Origin of the sequence: Aquimarina sp. ERC-38, from assembly GCF_026222555.1 — a bacterium.
Classification (GTDB): Bacteria; Bacteroidota; Bacteroidia; order Flavobacteriales; family Flavobacteriaceae; genus Aquimarina.
Map to the genome: position 1 here is coordinate 461,542 of NZ_CP098511.1, position 15,570 is coordinate 477,111.

Sequence of the window (15,570 nt, forward strand, 5' to 3'; positions counted from 1 at the left end):
TATCAAACGAAACTCAACGTAAACACAATCGTCATAATTGCATTTACAATATACGAGCAGCTTAGGTTTTAAAATATAAGTTCGTACAGGGTTTATACCCCCTCTACTTAAAAAAATATGTATTTGAAGAAAATATTAGAAAATCATTCTATAACCATTTGATTATTAAAACCTTGTTATGCAATTGAATGAATAGAGAAAGAATAAATCCACTTATTATTAGAAGCGATAACCTGTTTTTTAGTTTTCATTAACACAATTGTGAATTTTTTAAAGTCAAAAATGAGATAATCATCCTGTAAAAACTGATCTTATTTTTAGTTTTTCAACAGAAATTAACCAGGTTCATACTTCTACTTTATTTACATACTTTACGAATTGTATTTTAATAGGTTCTACATTTTTAATTAATAAATTATATTTGCACGCTTCTATTTTTGAAAAAAATATATTGTACAAAACTTTTACTCTTATTAAAAGAACGGATGAAAAAAAATACGACCATAGTTGAATTATTAGATAGCGATCAATTGTTACAACAAGTAACGGTACAAGGTTGGGTACGTTCTTTTAGGAATGATAGGTTTATTGCGTTGAATGACGGATCCACACTTAAAAATATACAATGTGTTATTGAGGACGACCTATTAGATGATGCCGTATTGAAGCGTATTACCGTAGGAGCTGCTTTAGTTATATCAGGTACTTTGATAGAAAGCCAGGGAAAAGGTCAAAAGGTAGAAATTCAAGTGGCATCTGTACATATTGAAGGAGATGCTAACCCGGAAGAATTAAAGCTTACCATTCTTTCTCCTAAAAAGCATAGTCTCGAAACTTTACGCGAACAAGCACATTTACGTATACGTACAAATACATTTGGTGCCATTATGCGGGTACGGTCACAATTGTCTTTTGCTATTCATCAATACTTTCAGCAAAACAATTTTCATTACGTACATACACCGGTGATTACCGGTAGTGATGCCGAAGGAGCCGGAGAAGCTTTTAAAGTAACCAATATGGATCTTACTAAAGTTCCCTTGACTGAAAAAGGGGAGGTGGACTATACCAAAGACTTTTTTGGCAGAGAAACTAATTTAACGGTAAGCGGACAATTAGAAGGAGAAACCTATGCAATGGGATTAGGTAAGATATATACCTTTGGTCCTACCTTTAGGGCAGAAAACTCAAACACTTCACGTCATCTGGCAGAATTCTGGATGATCGAACCTGAAATAGCGTTTTGTGACCTGGATCAAAACATGGACCTGGCCGAAGATTTTATTAAAGGTACTATAAAATACCTATTAGAAAATTGCCAGGATGACCTTGAGTTTTTAGAAAATCGATTGATAGAAGAAGATAAAAGAAAAACCCAGGCGGAACGTTCGGAAATGAAGTTACGTGAAAAACTACATTTTGTCTTAGATAACAATTTTAAACGGGTTAGCTATACGGAAGCTATTGAAATACTAAAAAATTCAAAACCTAATAAAAAGAAAAAGTTTAAATATCCGATTCACGAATGGGGAGCGGATTTACAGAGTGAACACGAACGTTTTTTAGTAGAAAAACATTTTAAGTGTCCTGTAATTTTATTTGACTACCCAGCCAACATTAAAGCTTTTTACATGCGTTTAAACGAAGATGGTAAGACGGTAAGGGCTATGGACATTTTATTTCCGGGGATTGGAGAAATTGTAGGAGGGTCGCAAAGAGAAGAGCGCCTGGACGTCTTAAAAGAAAAGATGAAAGCACTGGATATCCCCGAAGAGGACTTATGGTGGTACCTGGATACCCGTAGATTCGGAACTTGTACACATAGTGGTTTTGGCCTGGGCTTTGAAAGGATGGTATTATTTGTAACCGGAATGACAAATATCAGGGATGTAATTCCGTATCCCAGAACACCTTTAAATGCTGAATTTTAATTTACTTCAAATAGTAGAAAAATAGTCATTCTTTTTCTTAAAAGGCAACTATTACTTTTTACTTGAAGTTAATAAATCAAACCCATGATTTTTTGCATGGTCAATAGCCGTTTTTCCGGTGTTGTCTTCAATATACGGATCAGCGCCCTGTTGTAATAAAAATTCGGCCATCTCCCGTTGTCCAAAGGTAGCAGCAAAGATCAATGCGGTTCCCTGGTTAAAATTTTTAATATTCACATCTGCACCTGCTTCAATTAATAATCTGGCAATTTCCAGATATCCTTTAAAACTAACTCCCATTAAAGCAGTATTCCCAGCCGTATCCTGCGCGTTTACTTCCGGAGAAAAAGATAATATAGTTTGAACTACCGGTATATTACCATAATATGTAGCTAATAACAAAGGGGTGGAACCTCGCTGATCCTTACTTTTAACCCAATCAGGATTTGTTTCTAATAAAGTCTTTACTTTATCTGAATTATGGGAACGAATGGCTTCAAATAAAAAATCTGAATTCATAGTTAATAGTTGCAAATTATTTGATGAACAATGATAAACCGGTTCGGATTCTAAATTAGTGAATAAAGTAGCAGGTACAAAAAAGTAGTGCCTTTATTTAGTTTAAATTATAACTTCTGTTGTGTTTATGGAAAAAAGCGTCGATTCGAGTGGTTTTTCGTAATGAAATGAAGAAAAAATGTATCGAGAATAGCTTTTTTAACTAAAATCCTTATCATTTTGGACTTTATTGAAAGACTTGATAGTTCTGATGAACTAGTTGAAGCAGACTTCTTCCTTCGGTCGAAGAAATTGAACCGATGGATTTTATAATAATGATTATTCAAATGCACTATGGGTTTAATTATAAATTACAAAAGGATAATCTTCGCATTCTGATAAAGATGTAAGCAAGTCTTTCTTTTAAAAGGTAGTTACCATTTTTTTAAACCGGGGGTAGTTTCACAATCTAAAAACACATATTTGTTCTTATCAATTTCGGTAAATTATCATTACCATTATGTCATTATTGATAAAACTACTAAAATTGGTTAATAATATAATAATACCCTAGAGTAAGTGTTTTATGATAAGCTTACATTTATAGGATTTACCTATTTTTGTAACGGAAGTTGTCTAAACTACTTCCTTATTTCAAGGCTATTTTATATGTTGAAACAACAATTAAATTTTAAACTTTCTCAAAAGCTCTCGCCTCAACAAATCCAGCTGATGAAATTAATTCAATTGCCTACCCAGGCTTTTGAACAAAGGCTAAAACAAGAAATGGAAGAGAATCCGGCTTTGGATAGCGGTAAAGAGAAAAGTGACGAATTAGAAGATACTTTCAGCAATGAAAACTCAACCGAAGATGACTATGGCTCAGAGAAAATTGAAACGGATATTAATGTAGATGAGTATTTAAGTGACGATGAAATTCCCAATTATCGTTTAAATGCTAATAATTACAGTTCGGATGATGAAGAAAAAAATGTTCCTTATGCTTCCGGCACTTCTTTTCATCAACATTTAATTAATCAGTTAAATACATATAGACTAAATGAACAAGAAAGGGAAATAGCCGAATTTCTGGTGGGAAGTATTGATGAAAGCGGATATATACGTCGACCTTTGGCAGATATTATTGATGATCTTGCTTTTACTCAAAATATCTATACTACCGAAGAAGAAGTTGAAAAAGTACTGGATATTGTTCATCAATTAGACCCTGCCGGTGTAGGTGCACGTAGTCTGCAAGAATGTTTATCTATACAATTGCATCGTAAAGAGACTACCATTCCTATTAAACTTGCCTCTTTAATCATAGATAATGCTTTTGACCACTTTAGCAAGAAACATTACGATAAGTTACTTGCTAAATTTGATATTACCGAAGAACAATTACGGGAATCTATTGAAGAAATTGAACATTTAAATCCCAAACCCGGAGGTTCTTATGCCGGTAACAACCGAATTGTAGAACATGTTGTTCCCGATTTTACCATTCGTATTGTAGATGGTGAACTGGAGTTGACCTTAAATGGTCGTAACGCCCCGGAACTTCATGTCTCCAGAGAATACAATAACATGCTCCAGGGGTATAAAGCAAGTAAAGAAAAGTCAAAATCTCAAAAGGATGCGGTTCTTTTTATAAAACAAAAACTGGATGCGGCTAAATGGTTTATTGAAGCGGTTCGACAACGTCAGCAAACGCTTTTTGTAACTATGAGTGCCATTATGCATTATCAAAAAGAATATTTCTTAAGTGGTGATGAACGAAACTTAAAACCTATGATCCTTAAAGATATTGCCGATGAAATCGGAATGGATGTAAGTACGGTATCCCGGGTTGCAAATAGTAAATATGTAGATACTCCTTATGGAACCAAATTAATTAAAGAATTTTTCTCTGAATCTATGACTAATGATCAGGGAGAAGAAGTCTCCACCCGGGAAATAAAGAAAATTCTTGAAATCACCATCGGAGAAGAAGATAAACGAAAACCACTTACTGATGAGAAACTGGCAAAAATGCTAAAAGAAAAAGGTTATCCTATTGCCAGAAGGACTGTTGCTAAGTATAGAGAACAGTTAGACATCCCCGTAGCAAGGTTACGAAAAAAAATCTAGAATGATTTTCCGTACTATTAATGTTCTTTTTCATCCGATTATCATTCCAGTAGTTGCAGCTACTTTATACTTCTCCATTGCTCCCAGGTTTATTCCTGATGGAATTATTCAGGCAAAAGTTTTTGGGATACTTATTATCACCGTGCTTATCCCAATAGTGCTTTCGTTCTTTTTAAAAAGTATGGGAATCATTCCATCTGTTTCAAATCATTCCATTAAATTTTTAAAAATACCTTTGCTTATCCAATCCCTGCTTTTTTTCTTTGTCATTAAAGCCATCATACATATCTATGAATATCCGGAACTGTACTTCTTTTTCTTAGGAATTTTATTTTCCATACTTACGACTATCTTTATGATCCTCTTCTCAATTCGGGTAAATCTGCATATGTTGGGATTAGGAGCGGTTACGATGTTTTCCATAGCTTTAAGCATCCATTTTAGTATTAATTTGACCCTAATTATTTCGTTACTACTAATGGTTTGTGGTGTTGTAGCTACTTCACAATTGTTTCAGCGAGAGCAATCCTATATTGAAACCATTTTAGGCTTTATCATTGGCCTTCTTCCCCAGTTAACCCTGGTATCTTCCTGGTTATAGTATATAAAATATAAGCCCAAATTTTGCAATACGCATACCAATCGTATTGTCACCGATCACCGCATCATCTTTAAAAAGCGTATTTAGACTATAATACACATAGAAATTAAAGGTGTTCCACCCGAAAGATAAAGTAGCCCCGTACCGTAAACGATTCAGTTCGTTTAATTTGGTCTGATTTACCGTAATTCCAGTATTTGAAGAATACGTAGATTTAAAATAATAAATATACCCAAGCTGCAATCCGGTATATATTCGCCAGAATTTATGACTTTCTGCGACTGAGGTTCGCCATCGAAATTGTAACGGCACTTCTATTAAATGGGTAATAAACCGGTTGGAATCATAACTAATATTTTCTTCTTCTAAATCCAAAAACAAACCTTCTTGAGTGTCCTGTACTTCATCAATATATAAAGATTGATTATAGGTATTACCAGAATAGCCTATACCTAATCCGATAGCAAAATTCCGTTGTGAATTTATTGGCATATCTCTGATAAAACCAGCATGAATACCTCCGGAAAAGCCGGATTGATCTATAGGTGTATCTACTAACAAGTTGAAAGTAACACCTGCATAGAATTGATCTTCACGATATTTCTGGTCTGATGCTGTTGTATCTACAGAGGTTGAAGTAGTTAATTGTTGTCCTATTCCTACAAAACAAAAAGTAAGTAAAAAACAAAGAAGACAACCACTTACTTTCATAGTACAAGTACAGTAAAAAGAATTTAAATTTTTATAGTGCCATATTAGCGTTTGTTAACCAAAGCGTAGTACAAAGTACAAGTAACAAATTAATTTTTGATTGAACAATATAAATTGAATGTAGGCTTGAATTAAATGAACTTTCTAAAAAATAGAGAAAAAATTGTATTAGGTTTAAATTTTACTCCTAAAATTATTTTCGGTATTCTCAAGAAGGTATAGAAAAAGCTATTTTTCATAGGATCAAATAGCTAAACTAATCACATATTTCTTAAACAGACCTACGTTAATATAAAGAAAAATAAATTATAAGTAGTTGTTTTCTACAAACACAAAATCCCGCAGAAAGCGGGATTTTATATTGTAAAGCCTTTTAATAACTATTTTATATTATCCGTAGCATCTCCTTGCCGTGTAGTATAATTAATTTTAAGTGCCTGTACTTCTCTTAATTCCTTTTTGATATCACCTACTAATCCCATATTGGTTTCTCCATCTACTTTTAAAGCTGTAGTTAAGAATGGAATTAATTCTTCTCTTTTGGAAGCACGTTCTGCCAGAATAAAAGGTTTGATATCCCGAACATCGGCAAACTTATCATTTAATTGAATTTTAGCTTGTGTACCCGCACTTGCAGCATAACGCTCACTTGGTTTCCCTGCATAAATATACATTACCAAATCTTTCTTATCCAACTTTTCAATTTGATTGGCAACCGGTAATTTATTATCTATCATCAATGTATTTTGACGCATTACCGTAGCTACCATAAAAAAGAATAATAACATAAATACAATATCTGGTAAGGATGCTGTAGATATTGCCGGTAAATCTCCGCTTTTTTTCTTTTTAAATTTCGACATAATATATCCTTCTTAGATTATTTTTTAGGTTCTGCTTCAGAAAGTTTTTCAGGATACATTAATTGTATCTTCTTAATATTCTCCTTCAATCTTTCTTTATCTCCCGGGTAATTTACATCTTTTACCTCCTGCTCCATTTGTACAAATGTTTTTCCGAACAAACGTTGAGATTCACGGTTTCTTAAAAAATTATAAGCAGCTACCAGTTCATTTTGAACGGCTATATAAGTAGAGTAATCTGTTTCTCTATTATTTCTAAGAGAGATCACCGCTTTATTTGGATTATCAGAAGAAGTAGATGACCTACTACCCTGACAATATTCGCAACGATCGTTTCCACTGCCACCTCCATTATCAAGAAAGGCAATGGCAGCTTCTCTTAAAGCTCCTAATTCCATAGGAACTTCTTCTACCAAAAGGTCATTGTTCTTATTAACCTCTACTACAAAAATATTTTTTTCTTTTAAGATAGGAGGTGTTTCTTCATCTTCTACTGGTGGTGGAAGTTTTCGACTAATCCCACTATCTGTTTCAATAGTAGTAGTAACTAAGAAAAATATTAGCAGTAAAAAGGCAATATCCGCCATAGATCCCGCATTTACTTCCGGTGCTGCTCTTTTCGCCATATTATTTAAAATTTACTTTATTAATTTTTGAACCCCAGACACTATCATCATACCAATCGCTATAATTGCTAAGATGTAAAATGAATATAAACCAGCTCCTACCAATTTTGATTCTGTTGCAGAAAGCATTTCACCATCTTTCATCGTGGTCTCTACTCCTTCTGCCAATACGTACCCTATTCCCAAAATTACTAAAAAAGCAACAATACCAATTAGCGTGTTCTTAAGTCCACCCGGATTTTTAGCTAGTGCTGAAAAAACAGTAATAAGGGTTGCTATAATTGCTATAACAAATACAACTAATGTTAACATATATAAAGGATTAACCGCCCCATAAGCCATATCCTCCGGAAGTTCTCTTGCTTCGGATACGCCATTTTCTTCCATTAGCGTCGAAATAGAACTATTCATCACAAACCATAGAGCAATACCAACAGCTCCTAAGGCCAGTACTATGTATGATAAAATTTTTGAAATCTTCATGTAACTAGATTTTTAACTAAATCCGCGTTATAACGAATACAGTATTAATAGTAAGATTGAATTAATATAAAGTCTTTTCAAATCTAATTTTATAAAAGTAGATTATCAAAGTAACACTTACGGATTAATTATCTTTTTGTTTTGTAAGCAACTAATAGGTCAATTAAGGTAATGGAAGCATCTTCCATATCATTGACAATACTATCAATTTTAGCAACGATGTAATTGTAAAAGATTTGAAGTATAATTGCAACAATCAGACCAAAAACGGTAGTTAATAATGCTACTTTAATACCTCCTGCTACCAATGATGGTTGCATATCACCTGCTGCTTCAATCTTATCAAATGCCTCAATCATACCAATTACCGTACCCATAAACCCAAGCATTGGTGCCAATGCAATAAATAAAGATACCCAGGAAACGTTTTTCTCCAACTGTCCCATTTGTACACCTCCGTAAGCCACTACAGCTTTTTCAGCTGCGTCTATACTTTCATTTGCACGGTCTAAACCTTGATAGTAAATAGAAGCTACCGGCCCTTTTGTATTTCTACAAACTTCTTTTGCTGCCTCAACACCACCTGTATTCAAGGCATCTTCTACATTTTGTTGTAGTTTTTTGGTATTAGTCGTAGCCAGGTTTAAATAGATAATTCTTTCAATAGCAATAGCAAGACCAAGAATTAAACATAATAGTACGATCCCCATAAAACCAGGACCTCCTTCTATAAAACGCTTTTTCAGTTTTTGGTGAAAAGATGCTTCTTCTGCAACTACAGGCTCAGAATCTTGTACTAATGTTGTTGTCAAAGGCGCAATAAGCAACTGCGCGTTAGCCGTTAATAACTGGTTCGATGAAGTTGATGCAGTTGCACTGCCAAAACTCATTATCATTGCGATTGCCAGAATAGAAAATAATCTTTTCATTATGCTGATTTGTAATTTTAATTAGTTAAAGGGTTAAAGATATAAAAATATTGTAAACTTAATATTAATTAAATAATAATGACGAAACCCGGGTTATATCCTATAGGATTCGCAATTTAAAATACATTTGTCCGTACTCGCGAGGTACAAATGTTGATAAAATAAAGAACTTAAACAAACTAGTTAGCTTGCTCTATAATTCTGCATTTACTATGCATTTCAATTCGGAGCAGAGAGGAAGGGATTCGAACCCTCGATACGCTTTTGGCGTATACACACTTTCCAGGCGTGCGCCTTCGACCACTCGGCCACCTCTCTAGTTGTATCTTTTTTCAAATACAGAACGCCAAATAACAAAAAAAATATTGAGTACTAAAATCTGAGCCGTTAATTTTACAGCATTTCACCGCGTAGTGACTTTTCATACTTGGTTTTGAACTGTTTATAACTTAGATTTTGAGATAGTAAAAACATGAGTTTAACGATTGCAGATTCTATAGTAATATCTTTTCCTGATATTACGCCGTATTGCAGCAAATGCTTTCCAGTCTCATAAGCCTTCATATTTACCTCCCCCATTTTGCATTGGGTACAATTGATTACCGGTATTTCTCTTTCCTTCAATTCTTTTAATACAGTGACAAACCATTCTGCCGTCAAGGCATTTCCGGCACCAAAGGTTTCTATAATGACACCACGAACTTTAGAATGCAACATCATTTCAGTCGTAATCTCTTTAGAAATACCCGGGAACAACCTAATAATAATTACTTCCGTACAGAACTGATCTTTATAAAATAATTTTTTGTTTAGGTCTGGTTTTAATAAATCCTTGTGGTTTACTACTAATTTTACTCCGGAAACCGCTAAAGGAGGATAATTATAGGATCGGAACGCTTCAAAATGAGCAGCATTCATTTTAGAGGTTCGGTTACCACGGAGTAGTTTATATTCAAAATATAGCCCTACCTCTTTAATTACCGGTTTCTCCTGATATTGTAAGGCAGCTAATTGAATAGCGGTTATTACATTTTCTTTAGCATCCGTCCGCAAATCTCCAATTGGTAATTGAGATCCGGTACATATAACAGGTTTTTGTAGGTTTTCAAACATAAAACTTAGAGCAGAAGCTGTGTACGACATGGTATCACTTCCATGTAAAACCACAAAACCATCAAAGTCGTGGTAATGATCATGGATAATGTTACCTAGTTGCGCCCATAATAGAGGGTTCATATCAGATGAATCGATAGGTTCTTCAAAACTAATGGTTTCAATATGACAATGTAATAGTTTTAATTCCGGAATATGTTTTAAAAGTTTTTTAAAATTAAAAGCCTTTAAAGCCCCTGACTCAAAATCTTTAATCATTCCTATAGTACCACCTGTATAAATTAATAATATGTTGGGAATGTTGGGATTCATATTTTTTAATTAAGCAAAGTTATCTACTTTTAAACTAAATACGTTTAAGGCAGTTTCCGTAGTAATTTTGGCAACGGCTTCTTCAGAAATATCATAAATATTAGCCACTTTGCTTAAGACTTTGGTTAGATATGCACTTTCATTTCGTTTTCCTCTATACGGTACGGGAGCTAAATAAGGCGCATCAGTTTCTAAAACGATATGTTCTATCGGAATTTGACGTAGAAACCTATCAATTTTACCATTTTTAAAGGTAACTACTCCTCCGATACCTAGTTTCATATTATAAGAAATTGCTTTTTGTGCCTGTTCCAAATCCCCGGTAAAGCAGTGAAAAATTCCAAATAAATCATCCCCTTTTTCTTCTTCCAGTACGTCAAAAACTTCATCAAATGCTTCCCTGCAATGAATAACTATGGGTAGTTGGTATTTTTTTGCCAACCGAATTTGCTTTTTAAAGGCGTCCAGCTGTTCTTTTAAAAAAGTTCGATCCCAGTACAAATCAATTCCGATTTCACCAATGGCATAAAACTTTTTTAATGCTTCGGGTTGCTTCCTTTTTAAAACCTCCTCATAGACATGTTGCAACTCTGATTCGTAGTTTTCTTTTACATGAGTAGGATGCAAACCCATCATTAGAAAGGTGTTTTTGGGATATTTAGCTTCCAGATCATACATACCTTTAGTATAGGTAGCATCTATGGCTGGAATAAAAAAATACTGAATTCCTTCTTCCAATGCCTTTTGAATTACGGCATCCTGATCTTCCTGGAAGGATTCACTGTATAAATGGGTATGGGTATCAACTAAAATCATGAAGTAAAAGTATGGTTTATAGAAATTAACTTTTCGTAATGTTCAAAAATAATAGAGAAGCGTTCATAAATTGTTCAAAATTTTTACTATTTGAAATAAACTTTATCTATTTTCATCTCTTTTAAAATTAGCTTTAACAGATGGAACAAACAATTAAATTAACACTCACAGATACTACCTCAGAGGCTCCTAATAAAAACAACATTGCTATTGCGAAAAAAATTAATAAAATTGAAAGGTTAAAAAAACAAATACAAACCATCAATTCCACTTTAACACAAATTAAAGGGCTATATGATAAAAATTTAAGTTTAACCGAAAAAAAATTGTTTAAAGTTAAAGAAGCACTTATTGTTCGCCTTTATGAGAGATTTCTGCAAAAATCATTTACCGCCTGGCAAAAAGAGATGATATATTCCAAAATTCAGAACGAAATCTTTTTTCTACAAGAAAACCAATATACTTCTGAAAAATTTGAAAATATCCTTAATGAACTACAAAAGCAAGCTAAGGAGGATATAAAAAATATGGATCCTTTAGAAAAAGAGTTTATGGATGAAATTATGGGAAATATGCTGAAAGATTGGGGATTTGATTTTGAGGATGGAACTGTAGATTACGATAAGTTGGACGATGAAGATTATCAACGAGAGTTTTTCAAAAAGCAGCAGGAATCCAGGCAGGATTGGGAGAGAGAAGTTAAAAGAGAGCAAAAGGCTAACCAAAATTTAACAACTGATAAAGAGTTTTATAAACTTTATAAAAGTTTGGTAAAAAAAACACATCCTGATCTGGTAACTGATAAAAAAGAAAAAGAACGCCTAGAAGTGGTTATGAAAGAACTTTCGTTAGCTTGGGAAGATCGTAATTATTATAAACTATTGCTTCTTCAAAAGGAGATTATTAAAGAAGAGGACCTACAGATACAGCTAAGCAAAAACCAGTTAAAATCTGTTTTTACATCTTTAGATAGAGAAATTGAAAAATTAGAAATTGAAAAATATAAATTAAAGCAAGCCCCGGAAAATGAATTTTATTGGAATCATTTTAATGCTCGTTCTCAAAAGGGAATCGAAAAAAAACTAGCTGTACATAAAAACGAAATGCTGGCATTGATTTCCAATCATAATTTCGAGTTACAGCAGTTAAAAAATCAGAAAAGTACCAAAGAAATGCTTAAAGAGATAAGATCAGTTGTACAATATTCAGATCCTTTTGAACTTTATTAAGTTTTGAGATGAATATGTCTATACGCCAATTACTTACTAAAAAGAAATACCATAGAATTCCGCTAACTTTTACTAAAACCAATCATTTTGAAGTAAAAGCAACAATCAATGAAATCGAAGGTAATTTTATCCTGGATACCGGAGCTTCCAATTCTTGTGTAGGCTTTGATGCTATTGAGAAGTTTGATCTTTTTGCTCAAGATAGTGATGTTAAAGCTGCTGGGGCGGGAGCAACGGATATGCTTACACAAGTATCTAAAAAAAACAGTATTCGAATACAATTATGGTCTCGAAAAAATATCCCCTTAGTCCTTTTTGATCTAACCCATGTTAATACCGCATTAATCACCCATGAAGCGGAACCTGTAGATGGAATTATCGGTGCGGACATTCTTAAAAGAGGAAAAGCCATTATTGATTACGAACGTACCTGTTTATATCTTAAATAATCCACTTAACGTAAATACTGTACAATTTTTAAAGAAAATAGCTCCCAACATCTTACTATACATTTAGAAATATAAAACCTAAAATATCGCTGTGAAATTACTGACCGGCCAAAAGTAAACTTGTAGGTTTGGAACACTTCACTCAACATACTTTTATATAAGGTATAAAAACTACTTCCTGCGTGCTTTACAAACTCATCTAAATTACTATTTTTGCGCTTTCTAACTCAAAATAGTTCATGAATACTTCAAAAAAAGTAACTTCTGCATTGATTTCGGTTTTTAGTAAAGACGGATTAGCACCAATTGTTAAAAAATTAAATGAACTCGGTGTTACCTTGTATTCTACAGGAGGTACTGAACAGTTTATTAAAGATTTAGATATTCCCGTCGTACCTGTAGAGGATATTACTTCATATCCCTCTATATTGGGTGGACGAGTTAAAACTTTGCATCCCAAGGTTTTCGGAGGTATTTTAAACCGTCAAAATAATGATAGTGATATCGCTGAATTAGAGCAATATGAAATTCCGCAATTAGACGTTGTCATTGTAGATTTATACCCTTTTGAAAAAACAGTTGCTTCAGGTGCTTCGGAACAGGATATTATTGAAAAAATTGATATCGGAGGTATTTCATTAATTCGGGCAGCAGCCAAAAATTTTGCCGACGTTACCTGTATTTCTTCAATGAATGATTATAAAGACTTTCTAAGGGTGCTGGAAGAAGGTAATGGAGAAATATCTATAGCCGATAGAAAGAAATTTGCCACTCGTGCATTTCAGGTTTCTTCTCATTATGATACGGCAATTTTTAACTATTTTAATAGCGAACAGGAAGAAAACACTTTAAAGATAAGTGAATCTAACGGAAGTGTTTTAAGATATGGAGAGAATCCGCATCAAAAGGGATATTTCTTTGGTAATTTTGATGAAGTATTTGAGAAATTACATGGTAAGGAATTATCTTACAATAACTTACTTGACGTAGATGCCGCTGTACAATTAATGCTAGAATTTAAAGAGGAAGCACCTACTTTTGCTATTCTTAAACATAATAATGCTTGCGGACTGGCCCAACGCAAAACTATTTTACAGGCATATAAAGATGCACTGGCCGGTGATCCGGTTTCAGCTTTTGGAGGGGTTCTAATTAGTAATAGCGAGATTGATAAAGAAACGGCTAACGAAATTCATTCGTTATTTTGTGAAGTGGTAATCGCTCCTACTTTTAGTCCGGAAGCTTTAGATATTTTAAAAGGAAAGAAAAATCGGATAGTATTAGTCCTTAAAAACACCAACTTTGCTTCGCAACAAGTTCGAACTTGTTTAAACGGGTATCTGGTTCAGGATAAAGATTTAAAAACAGATACAAAAAAAGATCTTAAGGTAGTAACGGAGACAGCTCCTACCCCTGAACAGATTGAAGACTTACTATTTGCCTCTAAAATCTGTAAGCATACCAAATCCAACACCATTGTTTTTACAAAAAATAAGCAATTATTAGCCAGTGGTACCGGACAAACCTCTCGTGTGGATGCCCTTAAACAGAGTATTGAAAAAGCAGGTTCTTTTAACTTTAATTTAAACGGAGCTGTTATGGCTAGTGATGCTTTTTTCCCTTTTCCGGATTGTGTGGAATTAGCAGATAATGCGGGAATAAAGGCGGTAATACAACCCGGAGGTTCTATTAAAGACGAATTAAGTATTGAATATTGCAATAAAAACGGAATGGCCATGGTAATGACCGGAACACGCCATTTTAAACATTAATTTTTAGTACATTTATAAATTCTAACCCCTTTTAACGTTTTTTATGGGATTTTTTGACTTCTTTACCGAAGAAATTGCCATTGACTTAGGTACCGCAAATACCTTAATTATCCATAATGATAAAGTTGTTGTAGATAGCCCTTCTATCGTTGCCCGTGATATTGTATCCGGAAAAATTATAGCAGCGGGGAAAGAAGCAGCCATGATGCAAGGAAAAACCCATGAAAACATTAAAACGATCCGACCCTTAAAGGATGGAGTTATCGCTGATTTTGATGCCAGTGAAAAAATGATTAGTATGTTTATCAAAGACATACCAGCGTTACGAAAGAAAATTTTTACTCCTGCTTTACGGATGGTTATCTGTATACCATCCGGAATTACTGAAGTGGAAATGCGTGCGGTAAAAGAAAGTGCGGAACGGGTAAACGGAAAAGAAGTGTACCTGATACACGAACCTATGGCAGCCGCCATTGGTATTGGGGTTGATATTATGCAGCCCAAAGGAAATATGATTGTAGATATCGGTGGAGGTACTACGGAGATTGCTGTCATCGCTTTAGGGGGAATTGTTTGTGACAAATCTATAAAAATTGCAGGTGACGTATTTACCAATGATATTATTTACTACATGAGAACTCAGCACAACCTTTATGTGGGAGAACGAACGGCAGAAAAGATTAAAATTCAGATTGGAGCTGCTACAGAAGACCTTGATCTCCCGCCAGAAGATATGAGTGTACAAGGCCGGGATCTATTGACCGGAAAACCCAAACAGGTTCAGATATCCTATCGGGAAATATCTAAGGCACTAGATAAATCAATCCTGCGAATTGAAGATGCGGTAATGGAAACCTTATCGCAAACCCCACCGGAATTAGCTGCGGATATTTATAATACCGGAATTTACTTAGCCGGTGGTGGATCTATGCTACGGGGACTGGACAAACGATTGTCTCAAAAAACAGACCTGCCCGTATACATTGCCGAAGATCCGTTAAGAGCCGTAGTACGCGGAACCGGAATTACCTTAAAGAATCTAAGCAGGTATAAGAGTGTGTTGATTAAGTAATGAGTTAGTTGATGGTTAATTGTTTTTTGTATGAA

The 15,570-nt window shown here is 34.1% G+C and carries 15 protein-coding genes and 1 tRNA gene; 7 read left to right on the forward strand and 9 right to left on the reverse strand.

Annotated features, from left to right (window positions below; all coding sequences use genetic code 11):
* The first annotated feature begins 485 nt into the window (after positions 1-485).
* Positions 486-1,931, forward strand: coding sequence for an asparagine--tRNA ligase (gene asnS, locus NBT05_RS02015; protein WP_265771754.1), 1,446 nt, complete (start codon positions 486-488; stop codon positions 1,929-1,931).
* Positions 1,932-1,982: 51 nt separating this feature from the next.
* Here asnS and NBT05_RS02020 read toward each other — a convergent pair whose 3' ends face one another.
* Positions 1,983-2,450, reverse strand: coding sequence for an ankyrin repeat domain-containing protein (locus NBT05_RS02020; protein WP_265771755.1), 468 nt, complete (start codon positions 2,448-2,450; stop codon positions 1,983-1,985).
* 648 nt (positions 2,451-3,098) lie between these two features.
* Here NBT05_RS02020 and rpoN point away from each other — a divergent pair.
* On the forward strand, positions 3,099-4,559 hold the full coding sequence (rpoN, locus tag NBT05_RS02025) for an RNA polymerase factor sigma-54 (protein ID WP_265771756.1): 1,461 nt from the start codon (positions 3,099-3,101) through the stop codon (positions 4,557-4,559).
* 1 nt (position 4,560) lies between these two features.
* A complete protein-coding gene (locus tag NBT05_RS02030) occupies positions 4,561-5,160 on the forward strand; it encodes a hypothetical protein (RefSeq protein WP_265771757.1) in 600 nt (199 codons plus the stop codon).
* Here the strand turns inward: NBT05_RS02030 and NBT05_RS02035 are convergent.
* The 8 genes from NBT05_RS02035 to NBT05_RS02070 form a co-directional block, all read right to left on the reverse strand.
* Positions 5,155-5,871 carry a porin family protein gene (locus NBT05_RS02035; protein ID WP_265771758.1) on the reverse strand — a complete coding sequence of 239 codons (717 nt, stop codon included), beginning with the start codon at positions 5,869-5,871 and terminating at the stop codon, positions 5,155-5,157. The genes NBT05_RS02030 and NBT05_RS02035 overlap by 6 nt on opposite strands.
* Before the next feature lie 380 nt (positions 5,872-6,251).
* Positions 6,252-6,734 (reverse strand): ExbD/TolR family protein, encoded by a 483-nt coding sequence (locus NBT05_RS02040; RefSeq protein WP_265771759.1) that lies wholly within the window; start codon positions 6,732-6,734, stop codon positions 6,252-6,254.
* Between the two features lie 17 nt (positions 6,735-6,751).
* Positions 6,752-7,360, reverse strand: coding sequence for an ExbD/TolR family protein (locus tag NBT05_RS02045; RefSeq protein WP_265771760.1), 609 nt, complete (start codon positions 7,358-7,360; stop codon positions 6,752-6,754).
* Between the two features lie 12 nt (positions 7,361-7,372).
* On the reverse strand, positions 7,373-7,843 hold the full coding sequence (locus NBT05_RS02050) for a hypothetical protein (protein WP_265771761.1): 471 nt from the start codon (positions 7,841-7,843) through the stop codon (positions 7,373-7,375).
* A 128-nt stretch (positions 7,844-7,971) separates the two neighbouring features.
* Positions 7,972-8,772 carry a MotA/TolQ/ExbB proton channel family protein gene (locus NBT05_RS02055; protein WP_265771762.1) on the reverse strand — a complete coding sequence of 267 codons (801 nt, stop codon included), beginning with the start codon at positions 8,770-8,772 and terminating at the stop codon, positions 7,972-7,974.
* A gap of 230 nt (positions 8,773-9,002) precedes the next feature.
* Positions 9,003-9,090: transfer RNA gene (locus NBT05_RS02060), tRNA-Ser, on the reverse strand.
* A 75-nt stretch (positions 9,091-9,165) separates the two neighbouring features.
* Entirely contained in the window at positions 9,166-10,197 is a 1,032-nt protein-coding gene (locus NBT05_RS02065) for an asparaginase (protein ID WP_265771763.1), read from the reverse strand.
* Between the two features lie 9 nt (positions 10,198-10,206).
* Positions 10,207-11,013, reverse strand: coding sequence for a TatD family hydrolase (locus NBT05_RS02070; RefSeq protein WP_265771764.1), 807 nt, complete (start codon positions 11,011-11,013; stop codon positions 10,207-10,209).
* Positions 11,014-11,153: 140 nt separating this feature from the next.
* Between NBT05_RS02070 and NBT05_RS02075 the strand changes: the two genes are divergently transcribed.
* The 4 genes from NBT05_RS02075 (at position 11,154) to NBT05_RS02090 (ending at position 15,535) form a co-directional block, all read left to right on the forward strand.
* Positions 11,154-12,242, forward strand: coding sequence for a hypothetical protein (locus NBT05_RS02075; protein WP_265771765.1), 1,089 nt, complete (start codon positions 11,154-11,156; stop codon positions 12,240-12,242).
* A gap of 14 nt (positions 12,243-12,256) precedes the next feature.
* Positions 12,257-12,691: a retropepsin-like aspartic protease gene (locus NBT05_RS02080; RefSeq protein ID WP_265773196.1), complete on the forward strand. Its 435-nt coding sequence runs from the start codon at positions 12,257-12,259 to the stop codon at positions 12,689-12,691.
* 239 nt (positions 12,692-12,930) lie between these two features.
* Entirely contained in the window at positions 12,931-14,463 is a 1,533-nt protein-coding gene (gene purH / locus NBT05_RS02085) for a bifunctional phosphoribosylaminoimidazolecarboxamide formyltransferase/IMP cyclohydrolase (RefSeq protein ID WP_265771766.1), read from the forward strand.
* A gap of 43 nt (positions 14,464-14,506) precedes the next feature.
* On the forward strand, positions 14,507-15,535 hold the full coding sequence (locus NBT05_RS02090; RefSeq protein ID WP_265771767.1) for a rod shape-determining protein: 1,029 nt from the start codon (positions 14,507-14,509) through the stop codon (positions 15,533-15,535).
* The last annotated feature ends 35 nt before the right edge of the window (positions 15,536-15,570 follow it).

What these genes read in the sequence shown, in the direction of transcription:
- asnS (WP_265771754.1), top strand. Translation starts at nt 486, where the DNA reads ATGAAAAAAAATACGACCATAGTTGAATTATTAGATAGCGATCAATTG.
- NBT05_RS02020 (WP_265771755.1), bottom strand. Translation starts at nt 2,450, where the DNA reads ATGAATTCAGATTTTTTATTTGAAGCCATTCGTTCCCATAATTCAGAT.
- rpoN (WP_265771756.1), top strand. Translation starts at nt 3,099, where the DNA reads ATGTTGAAACAACAATTAAATTTTAAACTTTCTCAAAAGCTCTCGCCT.
- NBT05_RS02030 (WP_265771757.1), top strand. Translation starts at nt 4,561, where the DNA reads ATGATTTTCCGTACTATTAATGTTCTTTTTCATCCGATTATCATTCCA.
- NBT05_RS02035 (WP_265771758.1), bottom strand. Translation starts at nt 5,871, where the DNA reads ATGAAAGTAAGTGGTTGTCTTCTTTGTTTTTTACTTACTTTTTGTTTT.
- NBT05_RS02040 (WP_265771759.1), bottom strand. Translation starts at nt 6,734, where the DNA reads ATGTCGAAATTTAAAAAGAAAAAAAGCGGAGATTTACCGGCAATATCT.
- NBT05_RS02045 (WP_265771760.1), bottom strand. Translation starts at nt 7,360, where the DNA reads ATGGCGAAAAGAGCAGCACCGGAAGTAAATGCGGGATCTATGGCGGAT.
- NBT05_RS02050 (WP_265771761.1), bottom strand. Translation starts at nt 7,843, where the DNA reads ATGAAGATTTCAAAAATTTTATCATACATAGTACTGGCCTTAGGAGCT.
- NBT05_RS02055 (WP_265771762.1), bottom strand. Translation starts at nt 8,772, where the DNA reads ATGAAAAGATTATTTTCTATTCTGGCAATCGCAATGATAATGAGTTTT.
- NBT05_RS02065 (WP_265771763.1), bottom strand. Translation starts at nt 10,197, where the DNA reads ATGAATCCCAACATTCCCAACATATTATTAATTTATACAGGTGGTACT.
- NBT05_RS02070 (WP_265771764.1), bottom strand. Translation starts at nt 11,013, where the DNA reads ATGATTTTAGTTGATACCCATACCCATTTATACAGTGAATCCTTCCAG.
- NBT05_RS02075 (WP_265771765.1), top strand. Translation starts at nt 11,154, where the DNA reads ATGGAACAAACAATTAAATTAACACTCACAGATACTACCTCAGAGGCT.
- NBT05_RS02080 (WP_265773196.1), top strand. Translation starts at nt 12,257, where the DNA reads ATGTCTATACGCCAATTACTTACTAAAAAGAAATACCATAGAATTCCG.
- purH (WP_265771766.1), top strand. Translation starts at nt 12,931, where the DNA reads ATGAATACTTCAAAAAAAGTAACTTCTGCATTGATTTCGGTTTTTAGT.
- NBT05_RS02090 (WP_265771767.1), top strand. Translation starts at nt 14,507, where the DNA reads ATGGGATTTTTTGACTTCTTTACCGAAGAAATTGCCATTGACTTAGGT.